The sequence below is a fragment of the Streptomyces cinereospinus genome (assembly GCF_042430725.1).
In the GTDB taxonomy this organism is placed as follows: Bacteria; Actinomycetota; Actinomycetes; order Streptomycetales; family Streptomycetaceae; genus Streptomyces; species Streptomyces cinereospinus.
Window position 1 is genome coordinate 7,041 of the sequence record NZ_JBHMCY010000103.1, and the last position, 16,690, is coordinate 23,730.

Sequence of the window (16,690 nt, forward strand, 5' to 3'; positions counted from 1 at the left end):
GCCCACAGATACCGGCCAGGACCAGGCAGCACACCCGCCCACAGATACCGGCCAGGACCAGGCAGCACACCCGCCCACAGATACCGGCCAGGATCGGGCAGGACGCCGGTGTGCGGGTGCCGGCGGTCAGGGCAGCGCCTCGGCGTCCGTCCGGGAGAAGATCAGGTCGCTCTCCTCGACGACGGGGCCGCGCCACCGCCGGGGCACCCGGCGGGGACCGCCCAGCGCGGGCGGATAGCTCTCCGGGGCGTAGTCGTTCGCCAGCCGGTACACGTGGAACCCGGCCCCGGTCATGGTCTCCAGCAGTTCCCCGACCGAGTCGCCCAGTATCGCCATCCGCTGCGGCGTCACCTCCACGGTGATCTCCGCGTCGGGCCGCAGCCGGTGCAGCACGGGCGCGAGCCCGCGCACCACGCTCCCCTCCGCCCCCTCCACGTCGATCTTGATCACCCGGGCGTTCTCCAGCTCGCCCGGTGCGAGCAGGTCGGGCAGCGGGGCCGCCGCGACCTGGAAGACGGCCTCGGCGGGGCCGTCGTACGGGACGATGCTGTTCGCGCCCGTGTTGCGCGAGCTGGCGAGCGTGAACGTCAGCGTGCCGCGGCTGTCGGACACGGCGGCGTTGACGGCCCGGACGGTACGGCAGCCGTTGAGCCGGACGTGCTCCGCCAGGCGCCGGTGGCAGGCGGGGGACGCCTCGACGGCCACGACCCGGCCCGTGTCCCCGACCAGCCGCGCGGCCAGCACGCTGAAGACACCGATGTTGGCGCCGACGTCCACGAAGCCGTCGCCGGGCCGCAGACGGCTGCACAGCCAGCCGGTCATATGGGGTTCCCAGACGCCGAAGAGGTAGAGGTACCGCTGGATCAGGTCCTGCGTGTCGACCGCGAAGCGGGCGCCCGACCGGGTCTGAACCACCCGGCGGCGCGGGTGGTCGCGCAGGTGGGGGTTGAGCACCCGGGCGAGCGCCGCCTTGCCGAGCGTGCCGGGCGCGTGCCGTACGTACCGGCTGCCCAGGGTGACCAGGGCCTCCGCGGCCCGGCCGGGCGGACGGCTCATCCGGCCGGCGTGCCGGGCGCTTCGGCGAGCGTGATCGCCCGCGAGGGGCACCCCTCGACGGCCTCCCTGACCCGGGGATCGCCGCCGCCGTCCTCACGCCCCGGGATGACGGCGCCGTATCCGTCCACCACGGTGAAGACGGACGGCACCCGGTACGCGCAGTCCCCGGAGCCGTAGCAGCGCTCGGGGTCGACGGAGAGCCTCATCACCACTCCAGTCGCCTGGGCCCGTGACACGACGGGCCGGCCGGAACCGAGACCTACGTCCCTCTGCCTGCCCACCGGGCGACGCCCCGAACCGGCCGAATAAGAACAGACGTTCCGTCACTTGCTGGAACCAGGCGTCTCGTTGGGGCAGTCTTTCCCCTCGTGGCGAGCGTTCCGAACCAGGGCCGGCCGGGCGACGCGCCCGCGCACATGGTGGTGTGCGGCGACGACGGGCTCGCGCACCGGCTCGCGGCCGAACTCCGCGGCGTCTACGAGGAGCAGGTGACCCTCGTCGTGCCGCCCTCCGCACGCCGGGTGCGCCAGCCGGTCGTCGGACGGGCGCGGGCCGTGTCGGCGGCACTGCTGGACCGGATGGTGAACGCCGCCGGCCGGGCCGCGGGCAACGCCGGCCCGGTGAACGGCGAGGCTTCCGGCCAGGTGCGGCTCGTCGCGGCGACCGAGCCGACCGAGGCCGTGCTCGCCGACGCCGGGGTGGAGCGGGCGACCGCGCTGGCGCTCGTCTACGACGACGACGAGACCAACATCCGTGCCGCCCTCACCGCCCGCCGTCTCAACCCGCGGCTGCGGATCGTGCTGCGCCTGTACAACCGGCGGCTGGGCCAGCACATCGAGGAACTCCTCGACCAGGCCGCGGCGCTGGCGACCGGCGGCCCGCAGGGCGCGGGCACCGGCTTCGACGCCTCCACGACCGTGCTGTCCGACGCCGACACCGCCGCGCCCGCGCTGGCCGCGACCGCCCTGGTCGGCACCAGCAAGGTCGTCCAGACCGACGGGCTGCTGCTGCGCGCGGTGGAACGGACGCCCCCGGCCCCGGGCGAGGTCGCCGACCCGGGGCTGTGCACGCTGGCGCTGCTCTCCGCGACCAGCAGCGACCCCGCCGGCGCCGACGGGTCGGAGGGCAGCGGGGAGCGCGGGCCCCGGCTGCTGCCGGACGAGGAGGAGGTCGCGGCGGCCACCGGACGCGGCACGGTCGTGCTGGAGCACGTGTCGTACGCCGGCTCGCCCCGGCCCACCGGACGCGCGGTCGGTGTCGTGCCGCCGATCGCCTCGCTGTTCTCCCGGCGGCTGCGCTGGTCGCTGGCCGGGCTGGTGGGCGCCGTGGTCGCGCTGGCGATCGCGCTGACCGTGGTCACCGGCGACCATCCGCTGCGCGCGACCTACCTCACGCTGCTCGACATCCTCGGCATCGACGACCCGGCCACCGGCGCGCCCCTCGGCCGGCAGATCCTCCAGCTCCTCTCCGCCGTCGTCGGACTCCTGCTGCTGCCGGTGCTGCTGGCCGCCGTGCTGGAGGCACTCGGCACCTTCCGCAGCGCCTCCACGCTGCGCAGGCCGCCGCGCGGGCTCGGCGGGCACGTCGTCCTGCTCGGCCTCGGCAAGATCGGCACCCGGGTCCTGACCCGGCTGCGCGAACTGCACATCCCCGTGGTGTGCGTCGAGGCCGATCCGGAGGCGCGCGGCCTGGCGACGGCCCGGCGGCTGCGGGTGCCGGTGGTCCTGGGCGACGTCACCCAGGAGGGCGTGCTGGAGGCGGCGAAGATCCATCGCGCCCACACGCTGCTCGCCCTCACCAGCGTCGACACGACCAACCTGGAGGCCGTCCTCTACGCCCGCTCCGTCCGGCCCGACCTGCGGGTGGTGCTCCGCCTCTACGACGACGACTTCGCCGCCGCCGTCTACCGCACCCTGCGCGCCGCGCACCCCCGGGCGCTCACCCGCAGCCGCAGCGTCACCCATCTCGCGGCGCCCTCGTTCGCCGGGGCGATGATGGGGCGCCAGGTGCTGGGGGCGATCCCGGTCGAGCGGCGGGTGCTGCTGTTCGCCGCCGTGGAGGTGCGGGGGATCCGGCAGCTGGAGGGGAAGACGGTGGCCGAGGCCTTCCGGGCCGGTGCCTGGCGGGTGCTGGCCCTGGACACGGCCGCCCCGGGGCAGCGCCGGCCGGACCTGGCGGCGAGCCCGGCGCGCACCGGCCGCGGGGCGGCCGGGCCGGCCTCGGACCTGGTGTGGGACCTGCCGCCGACCTACGTCCTGCGCGCCGAGGACCGGGTGGTCCTGGCGGCGACCCGGCGCGGCCTCGCGGAACTGCTGGGGCGCCGGCGGCGGGAACGGGCGGGAGCCTGAGGACGCACCGGCGGCGGGAGCGGCGGGGGCCCGAGGGCAACACCGGCCGACCGACCGGAGCGAGCCCCGGCCTCAAGCCCCACCGGCCAACCGAAGCAAGCCCCGGCCCGAGGACGACACCGACCGGAGCAAGCCCCAGCCTCAGGACGTGCCGGCCGACCGAAGCCGGACCGGCACGGCCGGGCGCAGCCGGACCGGCTTCCCCCGGCCCCCGCCGGAGCCGGAGGCGTCAGGTCCCGGCGCGGCCCAGGTGTCGCTCCGCGAAGTCCAGTTCCAGCCGCACCTGCTTGATCCGCTCGTCGACGACCAGGGAGCCGTGCCCCGCGTCGTAGCGGTAGACCTCGTGGACCGCGCCGCGCGCTTCGAGGCGCTTGACGTAGTTCCCGATCTGGCGGATGGGGCAGCGCGGGTCGTTGACCCCGGCGGAGATGTGGACCGGGGCCGTGACCCGGTCCACGTACGTCAGCGGCGACGACGCCTCGAAACGCTCCGGCACCTCCTCCGGGGTGCCGCCGAGCAGGGTGCGGTCCATGGCCTTCAGGGCTTCCATCTCGTCGTGGTACGCGGTGACGTAGTCGGCCACCGGGACCGCGGCGATGCCCAGCGTCCACGCGTCGGGCTGGACGCCGAGGCCGAGCAGCGTCAGGTAGCCGCCCCAGGAGCCGCCGGTGAGGATCAGCCGCTCCGGGTCCGCCAGTCCCGAGCCGATCGCCCAATCCCGTACCGCCGCGATGTCCTCCAGCTCGATCAGGCCGACCCGGTGCTTCAGGGCGTCCGTCCACGCGCGGCCGTAACCCGTCGAGCCGCGGTAGTTGACCCGGACCACCGCGTACCCGTGGTCGACCCAGGCCGCCGGGCCCGCGGCGAAGGAGTCGCTGTCGTGCCAGGTCGGCCCGCCGTGGATGTCGAAGACGGTCGGCAGCGGCCCGCCGGCCCCCGCCGGCTTCTGCACCAGCGCGTGGATCCGGCCCCCCGGACCCTCCACCCACACGTCCTCCACCGGCACCGAGCCCGGCGACTTCGGGCCCGGAGGGTCGAGCACCACACCGCCCGCCGTGGAGCGCACGGACGGCGGCTGGGCCGCCGACGACCACAGGTACTCCACGCTGCCGTCCGGCCGGGCCGTCGCCCCCGACACCGTGCCGGTCGGGGTCGGGACCTTCACCAGCTCGCGGGTGCGCAGGTCGTAGCGGAACAGCTCGCCGCGCGCCTCGAAGCCGTGCCCGATGAGCAGCCCCGAACCGTCCGGGTACCACTCGGCGCTCACGTCGCCCGGCAGCTCCAGCGCCAGGTCGGTCTCCTCGCCGGTGGCCACGTCCCACACCAGCGGCTCCCAGCGGCCCCGCCGCTGGTGCCCGACGAGCAGCCGCGTGTCCCCCTCGACCGGCGCGAAGCCGAGCACCTCCAGGCCCAGCTCGACCGTGCCGCCCTTGGTGTCGTCCAGCTCGGCGACCGGCGTGCCGTCCGGGCGCAGCACGCGCAGCGCCGAGTGCATCGCGTCCCCGTGCTCGGTGTGCTCGACGGCGATCAGCGAGCCGTCGTGGGAGAGGTCGCCCACGCCCGCCGACTCCCGGTGCCGGTAGATCTCCACCGGTGCCTCGCCCGTCCGCGCGAGGTGGATCGTCGTGCCGTCCTCGTCGGTGGACCGTCCGACCACGGCCGTGCGCCCGTCCCGCCCGAGGGCGAGTCCCGCCGGGTACGACGGGTCGAGACCGGGCACGGCGAGCTCGTCCTCGCCGCCCGTGAAGGGCTGCCGCCGCCAGACGCCGAACTCGTCGCCGTCCTTGTCGTCGAACCACCAGATCCACGCGCCGTCCGGGGAGAGCACACCGTCCGTCGTGCCGTTCGGCCGGTTCGTCACCTGGCGCTGGTCACCGGTGGCGCGGTCCCAGGCGTACAGCTCGTACGTCCCTGTCACGTTCGACACGAACAGGGAGCGGTCGGGGGCGTCCTCGGCCCAGTCCGGCAGCGACACCCTCGGCGCCCGGAAACGCCTTTCCCAGTCCGGCATGTCCGCGCGCCACTCGGGCGGGGCGGACCCGTTGCTCTCAGTCATGACCCCATACTGCCCGTCCGCACCGACATCGTGCGGCCGGGCTCCCCAGCCTGTGGATAACTTCGGGACCCCGCGCCCCGCGCCGTCCGGCGCCCCCCGTACCGTTGGGGGCGTGTACCGGTTTCTGCTGACGCCCCGTTGGTGGGGGATCAACCTCTTCGTGCTGCTCGCCGTCCCCTTCTGCCTCTTCATGGGGTCCTGGCAGCTCAGCCGGTTCGAGGGGCGCCTCGACGATCACCGCAGCGCCGAGGAGCGGGCCGCCGCGGACCACCGGAGCGTCGCCCGGCCGCTGGCCGAGCTGCTGCCCGTGGACAAGGAGACCTCCGGCGACCGGACCACCGTCAGCGGGCGGTACGGCGAGCAGCTGCTCGTGCCGGACCGCGAGCTGGACGGCGAGCGGGGCTACTACGTGCTGACGCTGCTGCACACCGACGGCGGCAAGGTCCTGCCCGTCGTACGGGGCTGGCTGCCCGGCGAGGCCGGCGCCGCGCGGGTGCCCGCCCCGCCCCGCGGCGAGGTCACCGTGGCCGGCGCGCTGCAGGCCTCCGAGTACCCCGGCGAGAACGGCGTCAGCGCCCGCAGCGGGCTGCCCGCCGGCCAGACCGCCGCGATCAGCGCCGCCTCGCTGGTGAACCTGGTCCCGTACGACGTCTACGACGCCTGGGTCACGCTCGACGAGGGCGACTCCGGCATGTGGGCCGTGCCGGTGAGCGCGGCGCCGGACACCGGGCTGGACCTCAAGGCCTTCCAGAACCTCGGTTACACCGGGGAGTGGTTCGTCTTCGCCGGGTTCGTGGTCTTCATGTGGTTCCGCCTGTTCCGCCGCGAGGTGGAGTTCGTCCGGGACACCGAGATGGGGCTCCTGGCGGCGGACGCCGCCCCGGCCGCACCGGCCCCCTCTTCGGACTCCTCCTACGAAGCCGGCAGCACGCCCGTCCGGTAGACCGTCCCCGCGCACGCGTCGGACACCGTCGCCGACACCGTCGGCGCCCCGGCCTCCGCCGTGTAGGAGACGACCACACTGCCGTCCTGCGTGCCGTCCTCGGTCATCAGCTGCGTCGACGTGCCCGTGTCGCCGCCGGTGGAGCTGCCCGTCGTCGCGGTGCCGGTGTCGTCCGTGGGCGTCGGGTCGGGCGACGGGCCGCCGGTCTCGCCGCCGTCGTCACCGCCGGACTCGGCCGGACAGGTCTCGGTGGGCACCCAGGCGAACCGCACCTCGTAGGCCCCGCCCGGCTCCAGCACCAGCTGCGGGACCTCCGTGGCCGGGTCGGGCAGGCCGGCCGCCGCGTCGCCCGCCGTGTGCGCGGCGACGCTGATCCGGGTGGCGTCGGCCGCGCCCTGCGCCAGCGGGGTCACCGTGCCGGCCCCGCCGACGGTGCAGCCGGCCGTGGAGACGTTGACGATCCGGAACGTGCCGTAGACGGTGCCGTCGCCGGCGGCGTCCGCGCCGGCCGAGCCGAGCTGGGCCGCCGTGCACACCGGCGCGGCGACCGCGCTGGTCGCCGAGGGGTAGACGTCGTCGGTGCCGTCGTCGACGACCCCGCCGCCCGGGGTGGGCCCGGCGTCCTCGTCGTCCTTCTCGGCGCCGTCCTGGCCCGGCTCCCGGGCGGCGGCCGTGGGCCCGGCCTCGGTGCTTCCCGCGCCCTCGGTGCTCCTGCCCTCGCCCGCGCCGCCCTGCGCCTGCGCGCCGTGGCCGGCTATGGAGGGGTCGGCGTCGGGGCCGGTGGCGTTGGAGACGTGCACGAGGGCGGGGACGGCGGTGCAGACGAAGAGCGCCGCGGCCGCCATGCCGACGGCGGCCTGCCGCTTGCGCGCCCGGCGCGCGGGCACCGCCTGCCGCAGGTGCTCCAGCGTGCCCTCGCGCGGCTCGATGTCCTGCACCGCGTGGTGCAGCATCCGGCGCAGCGCCAGCTCGTCCGAGTCGAGCCCTTCGGAGCTCTGGCCGTCGAGTCGGTGGTTCACGGTTCCGTTCCCAGCGTGCGGTTGCTTCGGCTCTTGCTCGTCTGCCCCGGCCGGCGGGTGCCAGACGTCGGGCGGGGTCTCGCCGGACGACCCCCGCGCCCGGTCCGCCCGCCCGGGCTCCCCCCGCTCACGAGGCTCTCCCGTCATGCCGACGCCTCCATGGCGATGCGCAGCGCGGCGATGCCGCGCGAGCCGTACGCCTTCACCGAGCCCAGCGATATGCCGAGCGTCTCGGCGACCTGGGCCTCGGTCATGTCGGCGAAGTAGCGCAGCACCAGCACCTCGCGCTGCCGGCGCTGCAATCCCTTCATCGCCTTGATCAGGGAGTCCCGCTCCAGCTGGTCGTACGCGCCCTCCTCGGCGCTCGCCATGTCCGGCATCGGCTTGGACAGCAGCTTCAGGCCCAGGATGCGGCGGCGCAGCGCGGAGCGGGAGAGGTTGACGACGGTCTGGCGCAGGTAGGCGAGGGTCTTCTCCGGGTCGCGGACGCGCTTGCGCGCGGAGTGGACCCGGATGAAGGCCTCCTGGACGACGTCCTCGCAGGAGGCGGTGTCGTCGAGGAGGAGCGCGGCCAGACCGAGCAGCGAGCGGTAGTGCGTGCGGTAGGTCTCCGTGAGGTGGTCGACGGTGGTCCCGGCCGCCACCAGGTCCTCGGCGTCGTCACGCTGGTTCGGTATGCGGGCGGGCCGCGCTGCGGGCATGGGCGCGATCACCGGCATGCCGCCGGGCGTGCCGGGCATGCGCGTGCGGACGGAGCGCCGGGGCGGCCGCAGGCCTGTGCCGCGGGCCGCCGCGGGGAAGTCGAGTACCTCTGCCACGCCAGTTGGACGCGCCTCCCCCCGTCAGGGTTGTACGTGCCGGGCGTCTCTCTCGCTCTCGCGTCAGGCAGCACGACCGATGGTGCCCCAAATGCCCTCATGCGTCCCGCTCTTCCCTCATGTCCGTCACGAACGGGCGTCCCCACGCTCGTTCTCCGGCGTCCCCACGCCGTGGATCACCGCGTCCCACACCCCGGAAGGGCGACCGCAAAGACGCTCCCCGCCCGCCGCACGGTTGCGGAGGACGGGGAGGAAATCCTTACGTTGATCCTACAAACAGATCATGACGGTGCCAGGGACTATTTTCCCTCAGGACATCTCGGCCGCGACCAGCTCCGCGATCTGAGCGGTGTTCAGCGCGGCCCCCTTGCGCAGGTTGTCCCCGCACACGAAGAGTTCGAGCGCGGTCGGGTCGTCCAGCGCCCGCCGCACCCGCCCGACCCACGTCGGGTCGGTGCCCACCACGTCGGCGGGCGTCGGGAACTCCCCGGCCGCCGGGTCGTCGCACAGGACGACACCCGGCGCGGTGGCCAGGATCTCCCGCGCCCGGTCCACCGTCACCTCGTCCTCGAAACGGGCGTGCACGGTCAACGAGTGCGCGGTCACCACCGGCACCCGCACGCAGGTCACGGCGACGGGCAGCCGGGGCAGGCCGAGAATCTTGCGGGACTCGTCCCGCACCTTCATCTCCTCCGACGACCAGCCGTCCTCCCGCAGGGTCCCGGCCCACGGCACGACGTTCAGCGCCACCGGCTCCGGGAACGGCCCGGTCCGGTCCCCCACGGCCCGCCGCACGTCACCGGGGCTGGTCCCCAGCTCCGTGCCGGCCACCAGGGACAGCTGCTGCCGCAGCGTCCGCACGCCCGCCTGCCCGGCGCCGCTCACCGCCTGGTACGACGAGACCACCAGCTCGCGCAGCCCGAACTCGGCGTGCAGCGCGCCCAGCGCGACGATCATGGACAGCGTGGTGCAGTTCGGGTTGGCGATGATCCCGCGCGGCCGGACCCGCGCCGTGTGCGCGTTGACCTCCGGCACGACGAGCGGCACGTCGGGGTCCATCCGGAAGGCGGCGGAGTTGTCCACGACCACCACGCCCCTGGCCGCGGCGATCGGCGCCCAGTGCGCGGCCACCTCGTCGGGCACGTCGAACATCGCGATGTCGACCCCGTCGAAGACCTCTTCGGACAGGGCCACCACCTCGGTCTCCTCGCCGCGCACGGCCAGCTTGCGGCCGGCCGAGCGCGGCGAGGCGACGAGACGGATCTCGCCCCAGATGTCCGCGTGCTGGGACAGGATCTGGAGCATGACCGTGCCGACGGCTCCGGTCGCCCCCACGACCGCGAGCGTCGGGCCGGGTCCCGCCGTCACCGGCCGGTGCCTCCATAGACGACGGCCTCGTCGCTGTCGGAGTCGAGTCCGAAGGCGCTGTGCACGGCGCGCACGGCCTCGGTCACGTCGTCGGCGCGGGTGACGACCGAGATGCGGATCTCGGAGGTCGAGATGAGCTCGATGTTCACCCCGGCGTCGCTGAGCGCCTCGAAGAAGGCCGCCGTGACGCCCGGGTTGGTCTTCATCCCGGCGCCGACCAGCGAGATCTTGCCGATCTGGTCGTCGTAGCGCAGCGAGTCGAAGCCGATGCCCGGCTTGTTCTTCTCCAGCGCGTCGATGGCCTTGCGGCCCTCGGTCTTCGGCAGCGTGAAGGAGATGTCCGTCAGGCCCGTGGAGGCGGCGGACACGTTCTGCACGACCATGTCGATGTTGACCTCGGCATCGGCGATCGTGCGGAAGATCGCGGCGGCCTCGCCCGGCTTGTCCGGCACGCCGACGACCGTGATCTTGGCCTCGGAGGTGTCGTGCGCGACACCGGAGATGATGGCCTGCTCCACCTGCTTGTCCCCTTGCTCGATCGGCGCGCTGCTGACCCAGGTGCCCTGCAGTCCGCTGAAGGACGACCGGACGTGGATCGGGATGTTGTAGCGGCGGGCGTACTCCACACAGCGGTGGAGCAGCACCTTCGACCCGGACGAGGCCAGCTCCAGCATGTCCTCGAAGGAGATCCAGTCGATCTTCCGGGCCTTCTTCACCACCCGCGGGTCGGCGGTGAACACACCGTCGACGTCGGTGTAGATCTCGCAGACCTCGGCGTCCAGCGCCGCGGCCAGCGCGACCGCCGTGGTGTCCGAGCCGCCGCGGCCCAGCGTGGTGATGTCCTTGGTGTCCTGGCTGACGCCCTGGAAACCGGCCACGATGGCGATGTTGCCCTCGTCCAGCGAGTCCCGGATCCGGCCCGGCGTGACATCGATGATCCGGGCTTTGTTGTGGACCGAGTCGGTGATGACACCTGCCTGGCTGCCGGTGAAGGACTGGGCCGAGTGACCCAGGTTTTTGATCGCCATCGCCAGCAGGGCCATGGAGATCCGCTCTCCGGCGGTCAGCAGCATGTCGAGCTCGCGCCCGGCAGGGATCGGGGATACCTGCTCGGCGAGATCGATCAGCTCGTCCGTCGTGTCGCCCATCGCGGAAACCACGGCGACCACCTGGTGGCCGTTCTTCTTGGCTTCCACGATCCGCTTGGCGACGCGCTTGATGCCCTCGGCATCGGCTACGGAGGAGCCTCCGTACTTCTGCACGACAAGGCCCACGTGCGCTCCTCGCTCAGTCCGTCGTGTTTTCCGCAGCCCACGGGTACGCGTGTGCGCTGCGGTCGGCTCAGTCTAACGAGCGACCGAAAATCACCTTCGCGGTATCGCATGGTGAGATGTCCCGTCGCCCGTCCCGGAGGGGCACATGCCCGCACGGGACGCGGGCCACTCGGAAAAGTGCCCCGCGTCACAGACACCACTCCCGCGGACGGCGGTCACCGGCGGCGGTCTCACTGCCGCTGGGGCAGCCCCAGCGGGCCCGCGATCTCCTCCGCCATCACCCGGCCGGCCTCGATCTCCAGGGTGTCGTCGCCCACCCCCTGGTCGGTGTCCAGGCCGTCCAGCTCCTCCAGCGGCTGGTTCAGGCGGACGTGGATGAGCACCGACTGCAGGGCGCGCAGGACGGCGGACGCGGTGGGTCCCCAGTTGGAGAAGTAGGAGAACTGCCACCACCACAGGGCCTCGGTGGTGCGGCCGGCGCGGTAGTGGACCATGCCGTGGCGGAGGTCGGTGACGACGTCGGCCAGGTCGTCGGAGATCCGGGCCGGGACGGGCGCCGTGCGCGGCGCGTAGGGGTCGAAGACCTCGGAGTAGACGTCGATCGGCTCCAGCAGCCGGGCGAGGTTCTCGCGCAGTCCGTCGACGTCGGGCTCGGGGCCCGGGTCGGGCTCGTAGCGCTCCTCGGGGACGATGTCCTCGTGGGCGCCCAGGCGGCCGCCGGCCAGGAGGATCTGGGAGACCTCCAGCAGCAGGAAGGGGACGGCCGATTCCGGCTCGTCGCCCCTGGCCACCTCGGCGACGGCCACCAGGAAGCTCTCTACCTGGTCCGCGATCTGGACCACGAAGTCGCCCGGGTCGTGTGCCGCGGAGTGCAGCGTGGCGTCAGACATCTAGGAGTCGTCTCCCCTCGAAGGCGCGGCCGAGGGTCACCTCGTCCGCGTATTCCAGGTCGCCACCCACCGGGAGGCCGCTGGCCAGGCGGGTGACCTTCAGGCCCATGGGCTTGATCATGCGGGCGAGGTACGTCGCCGTGGCCTCGCCTTCGAGATTGGGGTCCGTGGCCAGGATCAGTTCGGTGACCGTCCCGTCGGCCAGGCGGGCCAGCAGTTCCCGTATCCGCAAGTCGTCCGGGCCGACGCCCTCGATGGGGCTGATGGCGCCGCCGAGCACGTGGTAGCGGCCGCGGAACTCACGCGTGCGCTCGACGGCGACGACGTCCTTGGGCTCCTCGACCACACAGATCACCGCCGGGTCGCGGCGGCTGTCACGGCAGATCCCGCACAGCTCCTCCTGGGCCACGTTGCCGCAGGTGGCGCAGAACCGGACCTTCGCCTTGACCTCCAGCAGCGCGTGCGCGAGCCGGCGGACGTCCGCCGGCTCGGCCTGCAACACGTGGAAGGCGATCCGCTGGGCGCTCTTGGGACCGACGCCGGGCAGCCGCCCCAGCTCGTCGATGAGGTCCTGGACCACGCCTTCGTACAACGGACTGCCGTCCTTCCTGGGTGTCCTGGATGTCGTTCAGTACGTACGGTAGTTTCCCGCGGCCCGGCTTAGAAGGGCCGTCGGCCCGGAAGGGCCGTCGGCTCAGAAGGGCAGTCCGGGGATGCCGCCGCCGCCCAGGCCCTGGGCCAGCGGGCCCAGCTTCTGCTGCTGGAGGGTCTGCGCGTTCTCGTTGGCCGCGTGCACGGCCGCCACGATCAGGTCGGCGAGGGTCTCGGTGTCCTCCGGGTCCACCGCCCGGGGGTCGATCCGCAGCGCGCGGAGCTCGCCGGCGCCGGTGACCGTGGCCCGCACCAGGCCGCCGCCCGCCTGGCCGTCGACCTCGGTCCGCGCCAGTTCCTCCTGTGCCTTCGCCAGGTCCTGCTGCATCTTCTGGGCCTGCTGCAGCAGCTGCTGCATGTTGGGCTGGCCACCACCGGGGATCACGATCAGCTCCTCTTCCGGGGCTACACGAGGCACGGGCCTTTCCCGTTCAGCACGAGCCTACGTGGTCCACGCGGCCGTCGCTCCAGCACTCTTTCGAGTGAGAGAACTCCGTTTCCTATACCCGATCAAGGACCCCGTCCGGGCGGAAAACAGGGGAAAGCAGGGCCTTCGCCACCCATTGGGCGGTAGAAGGGTTCCGGCGCATCGGCGTCACCATCAGGCGGGACGTCGTGGCGACGCATGCGCCGTACGACGTGTCACGCGCCGTGATCAGCTGTGGTGGATAGGGAGTGCCGGGTGGGTCAGCCGGAGATGCAGCCCGAGGGGCCGCCTCAGGACGGGCGGGGCGAGGGGGCGGCCGGGCTGCGGCCGGGCGACCTGGCCGGGCGGGCGTTCCCGCTCGGGGACTGGGCGGAGCCCGCGGTACGGCTGGACGAGCTGTACCGGTGGGTGGAGCGGGGGGCGCTGGACACGGCGGCCTGGTACCTCGCCGACCGGGTGTGGAAGCGGCGCGGCGCCCGGGCGCTGCGGTGCGGGGCGGCCGTGGGGGCGGTGACCGGGGCCGCGCTGCCCTTCCTCGACCTGACCGGTGTGGTCGGCGGGGTGGCGCCCTGGGGTTACCTGGCGCTGCTGCTGGGGGTGTCGTGCGTGGCCGTGGACCGGTACTTCGGGGTGACGTCCGGCTGGATGCGGGACGTGGCGACCGCGCAGGCCGTGCAGCGCAGGTTGCAGGCGTTGCAGTTCGACTGGGCGTCGGAGAGCGTGCGGGAGGTGCTGGGGCCCACCGAGGGGACGGCCGGGGAGGCGGCCGAGCGGTGCCTGGGGGTGCTGCGCAGGTTCTCGGAGGACGTCACGGAGCTGATGCGGACGGAGACGGCGGACTGGATGATGGAGTTCCGCACCGGGTCGGCCCCGCTCGGCATCCAGTCGGCGGTGGCCCCCGGGGGGCGTCCGGAGGGTACGGGCGGGCAGGGCCGGTTCCCGCTGCCGCCGGGGACGGGAACGCGGCCCAACATGCCCCGGCAGCGGCCGCCCGAGCCGAGGTGAGCGGCGGTGCGGCGCCGCCCGACGCCAGTGCCGCGGCAGGCGACGTTCGCCCCGTCGCGACGCCCGGCACGCACGCTCGCCGCACCGGACGCCGCTCCGCCACGGGCACACGTCGCCTGCCGCGGCACTGGGAAGGACTCCGGGCCCGGCGCCACGCCGGTGCCGGGAACGGCACCGGGCCGCGCGGCCCCGCCGTGTGCACCGCGCGCACCCCGCGGGAGACGTCGTCCTCGGGCCCGCCAGAGGGGCGCCGGCGGGACGACCGCACGGAGCGGCGGCGTCACGCGCACCGGCGCGCGTCCGCCAGGCACGGCAGATGGCCCCTGGTGCGGATGACGTTCTGGCTGGTGGACTCGTCGAGGTAGGCGAGGAAGCCGGCGGCGACGGAGCCGGGCTCGGGGGTGCCGTAGGTGTAGGCGTACTCGACGTCCTTGTACGGGTAGCGGCTGCCGCCCAGCTCGATCTGCCGCTCGTCGGGCTGGTCGCCGTCGAGGGGCACCCGGCGCACCGTGTCGCCCCGCTCCTCGGCGAGGCCGAGTTCGCTGTAGCCGATGGCGCCGGGCTGTTCCTCGATCTTGTCCAGCACGGCCCTGGTCGAGCCGAGTTCGCAGCGCGTGACGGCGTCCTCGGCCCGCGCGGGCGGCCGGCAGTCCAGTGACGTGCTCGGCGCCTGCTCCCAGCCGTCCAGCACCCGGTCCTGGAAGATCTGCCGGGTGCCCGACTCGTCCCCCCGGCTGACCAGGACGACGGGCAGGTCGGCGATCTCCTCGACGTCCGGCAGGACCTGTCCCCAGCGCTGGTAGCGGCCCGCGTAGATGTCCCGCACCTCCTCCAGGGACAGCCCGTGCGCGCCGAGCTCGACGCCCGGGTGGACGACGAGGGTGAAGAAGGACAGCGCCACCTTCCTGCCCGTCAGGTTCCAGCGCTCGCCCATCGCCCCGTCCGAGAAGGCGATCACCGACCGGGCCTCGTCCCGCGACGACCCGGCCAGCCGGGCGAGTTCGCCGACACCGTCCTCGCTGCCGCGCGCCTGCACCAAGATGTCGGCGCCCTCGCACTTGGCCTCGTACTGCTCGGCGAGCGTGCGGACGACCGGCTCGAAGGCGGTCGAGCCGGTCACGGTCAGCGTGCCCCGCTCGCACTCGATCGGGTTGCCGTCGCGCAGCACGATGATGCCGGCCAGGCCCAGGACGGCGAGCAGGAGCGCACCGCTGACCAGCCGGGCCGGGAGGCTGAACTGGCGCTGCTTCTCGTCCGGCGTGGGCGAGCTGTTCTGGTGGACCCTGCCCTCGTGCAGGCCGCCGACGAGCTTGACCTCGCCCTGCACCTGACCGCCGGAGAGCAGCACGAGCAGCTTGAAGTGGTCGCCGGGTTCGAGCGGGACGCGCGGGATGGTCACCTTGTTGTCCTGGTGGTCGAACCCGTTCTCGCGCGTGAAGTGGCTGTTCAGGTGCTCGATGCCGGACGGCTGGGTGACGGCGACGGCCTGCACCCTGCGCCCCGTGAACTCGGCGGTCAGGCCCGGGATCTCGGAGGCCGTGTAGTCGCCCTGGTAGATGCTGCGCGCCCCGTCGTTCTCGATCCGCAGCAGGACCAGCGAGGCGCGCGCCATGTTCGGCACGTCGAAGTCCCCGAGCCGGGGGTTGGACGACACCCCGTCACCTATGGGGGTGTCCAGCTGGACCCGGTAGCCGATCAGTTTCCTGCGCGGCACCCAGCGGTCGTACAGGAACATCACGAGGGCGGCGACGACACCGAGGGCGGACGTGCCCAGGGCGATGAAGGTCTCGTTGCTCAGCCACTCCCACACTGGTGGTCCCCCGCCACTCCAGAGTCCGGATGGTGGGGTCACCGTACGTCTGCCCGAACGGCCCGTCAGCGGCCCGCCGGCACTGTTCGCCGTGCGTTCAACTCCCCTACGGGCGGCGGGGTGTCGCCGGTTGCCCGGCGCACGTCACTGGCGCCGGTACGTCAGGGTCTCCCCGGTGGCCGCGTTCACCCGCCGCAGACCGCCGTCCGGCAGGAGCGTGATCTCGGTGGCCGCGCCCGGGGAGCAGGCGGTGGGCGGCTCGCCGACCGTCACCGAGGACGGGCCGACCCGCAGCGGGCCGTCCGCACCCGGCTCCTCGGCCAGCTCCGCCTGGAAGACGCAGTGGTAGCTGCCGCCGCCCTCCACGGGCCCGTCCGCCGCCAGGGACAGGACGGTGTCGCCGACCTCGCCCTGCTGGAGCGTGAGCCGCCGGGTGTGCTGCCCGCCGGCGTTGTCGATGGTCGCCGTCCAGCTGCCGAGGTAGCCCCGCGGTACCGCCCCGGCGGCGGGCGTGGCCGAGGAGGGGGAGGGCTCGGGTGCCGGGGTGGACGCCTCGGGCGTCACCGGGTCGGCGGAGCCGGCGGACGCGGAGACGGTGGGGCCGGGCTGCGGGCTCTCCCGGCCGTCCATCAGCGCGTACACCGTCCCTCCGGCGGCGAGCGCGACGACCAGCGCCATGGCGACGAGCGCGGCGGTGGCCCGCCCGCTCCGGCGGGACGGCTCCTCGGCGGCGGGGACGGGGGGCGGACCGTAGGGCGGGGTGGGGCCCAGACCGCCGTAGGGGCCGTTGGCGTGGTTGCCGTCGGCGTGCGGACCGCGGGCGTGGGAGCCGTTGGCGGGCGCGTAGGGGCCGGCGGCGTACGGGGCGCCCGCGTACGGCCCCTGACCACCGGCGTACGGCCCCTGACCACCCGCGTACGCGCCCTGACCGCCGGGGTACGCGCCGTGGCCGCCGGGGTGCGCGCCACCGGCCGGCGCGCCGGAGTAAGGGTTCTGGCCGCCGGGGTGCGCGCCACCGGCCGCCG

At 73.9% G+C, this 16,690-nt stretch carries 14 protein-coding genes and 1 pseudogene; 3 read left to right on the forward strand and 12 right to left on the reverse strand.

All coding sequences use genetic code 11. From position 1 onward, the window contains the following. Nucleotides 1-126 precede the first annotated feature (126 nt). On the reverse strand, nucleotides 127-1,056 hold the full coding sequence (locus tag ACFF45_RS32910) for an FkbM family methyltransferase (RefSeq protein ID WP_381350591.1): 930 nt from the start codon (nucleotides 1,054-1,056) through the stop codon (nucleotides 127-129). After that, the gene (locus ACFF45_RS32915; RefSeq protein WP_381350592.1) at nucleotides 1,053-1,262 is read right to left on the reverse strand and encodes a ferredoxin; all 210 of its coding nucleotides are present in this window, start codon (nucleotides 1,260-1,262) and stop codon (nucleotides 1,053-1,055) included. Before ACFF45_RS32915 ends, ACFF45_RS32910 begins: the two co-directional genes overlap by 4 nt. Before the next feature lie 210 nt (nucleotides 1,263-1,472). Between ACFF45_RS32915 and ACFF45_RS32920 the strand changes: the two genes are divergently transcribed. Further along, entirely contained in the window at nucleotides 1,473-3,404 is a 1,932-nt protein-coding gene (locus ACFF45_RS32920) for an NAD-binding protein (RefSeq protein ID WP_381350603.1), read from the forward strand. A gap of 229 nt (nucleotides 3,405-3,633) precedes the next feature. Here ACFF45_RS32920 and ACFF45_RS32925 read toward each other — a convergent pair whose 3' ends face one another. Then, nucleotides 3,634-5,460, reverse strand: coding sequence for a S9 family peptidase (locus tag ACFF45_RS32925; protein WP_381350593.1), 1,827 nt, complete (start codon nucleotides 5,458-5,460; stop codon nucleotides 3,634-3,636). A gap of 112 nt (nucleotides 5,461-5,572) precedes the next feature. Here ACFF45_RS32925 and ACFF45_RS32930 point away from each other — a divergent pair, with 112 nt between their 5' ends. Beyond that, complete coding sequence (locus tag ACFF45_RS32930) at nucleotides 5,573-6,403, forward strand: SURF1 family protein (RefSeq protein WP_381350594.1); 831 nt, start codon at nucleotides 5,573-5,575, stop codon at nucleotides 6,401-6,403. Here the strand turns inward: ACFF45_RS32930 and ACFF45_RS32935 are convergent. From ACFF45_RS32935 to ACFF45_RS32965, 7 genes are all read right to left on the reverse strand, one after another. After that, nucleotides 6,373-7,422 carry a hypothetical protein gene (locus ACFF45_RS32935; RefSeq protein WP_381350595.1) on the reverse strand — a complete coding sequence of 350 codons (1,050 nt, stop codon included), beginning with the start codon at nucleotides 7,420-7,422 and terminating at the stop codon, nucleotides 6,373-6,375. The two genes, ACFF45_RS32930 and ACFF45_RS32935, sit on opposite strands and share 31 nt — an antisense overlap. A gap of 143 nt (nucleotides 7,423-7,565) precedes the next feature. Beyond that, entirely contained in the window at nucleotides 7,566-8,240 is a 675-nt protein-coding gene (locus tag ACFF45_RS32940) for a SigE family RNA polymerase sigma factor (RefSeq protein WP_381350596.1), read from the reverse strand. A 309-nt stretch (nucleotides 8,241-8,549) separates the two neighbouring features. After that, nucleotides 8,550-9,608, reverse strand: coding sequence for an aspartate-semialdehyde dehydrogenase (locus ACFF45_RS32945; RefSeq protein WP_381350597.1), 1,059 nt, complete (start codon nucleotides 9,606-9,608; stop codon nucleotides 8,550-8,552). Then, a complete protein-coding gene (locus tag ACFF45_RS32950; protein WP_381350598.1) occupies nucleotides 9,605-10,882 on the reverse strand; it encodes an aspartate kinase in 1,278 nt (425 codons plus the stop codon). The genes ACFF45_RS32945 and ACFF45_RS32950 overlap by 4 nt, the downstream gene beginning before the upstream one ends. A gap of 230 nt (nucleotides 10,883-11,112) precedes the next feature. Further along, a complete protein-coding gene (locus tag ACFF45_RS32955; protein ID WP_381350599.1) occupies nucleotides 11,113-11,772 on the reverse strand; it encodes a DUF5063 domain-containing protein in 660 nt (219 codons plus the stop codon). Beyond that, nucleotides 11,765-12,364, reverse strand: a complete 600-nt coding sequence (gene recR, locus ACFF45_RS32960) for a recombination mediator RecR (RefSeq protein WP_381350600.1) — start codon at nucleotides 12,362-12,364, stop codon at nucleotides 11,765-11,767. The genes ACFF45_RS32955 and recR overlap by 8 nt, the downstream gene beginning before the upstream one ends. 102 nt (nucleotides 12,365-12,466) lie before the next feature. Beyond that, nucleotides 12,467-12,808, reverse strand: a complete 342-nt coding sequence (locus ACFF45_RS32965; RefSeq protein ID WP_381350605.1) for a YbaB/EbfC family nucleoid-associated protein — start codon at nucleotides 12,806-12,808, stop codon at nucleotides 12,467-12,469. 297 nt (nucleotides 12,809-13,105) lie between these two features. On the opposite strand from ACFF45_RS32965, the gene ACFF45_RS32970 reads away from it, so the two are divergent. Then, a complete protein-coding gene (locus ACFF45_RS32970; RefSeq protein ID WP_381350601.1) occupies nucleotides 13,106-13,855 on the forward strand; it encodes an SLATT domain-containing protein in 750 nt (249 codons plus the stop codon). Between the two features lie 280 nt (nucleotides 13,856-14,135). On the opposite strand, the gene ACFF45_RS32975 is transcribed toward ACFF45_RS32970, so the two are convergent. Both ACFF45_RS32975 and ACFF45_RS32980 read right to left on the reverse strand, forming a co-directional pair. Further along, nucleotides 14,136-15,665 carry a substrate-binding domain-containing protein gene (locus ACFF45_RS32975; protein ID WP_381350602.1) on the reverse strand — a complete coding sequence of 510 codons (1,530 nt, stop codon included), beginning with the start codon at nucleotides 15,663-15,665 and terminating at the stop codon, nucleotides 14,136-14,138. Nucleotides 15,666-15,809: 144 nt separating this feature from the next. Beyond that, nucleotides 15,810-16,690 (reverse strand): annotated as a pseudogene (locus ACFF45_RS32980) (serine/threonine-protein kinase); the annotation flags it as partial.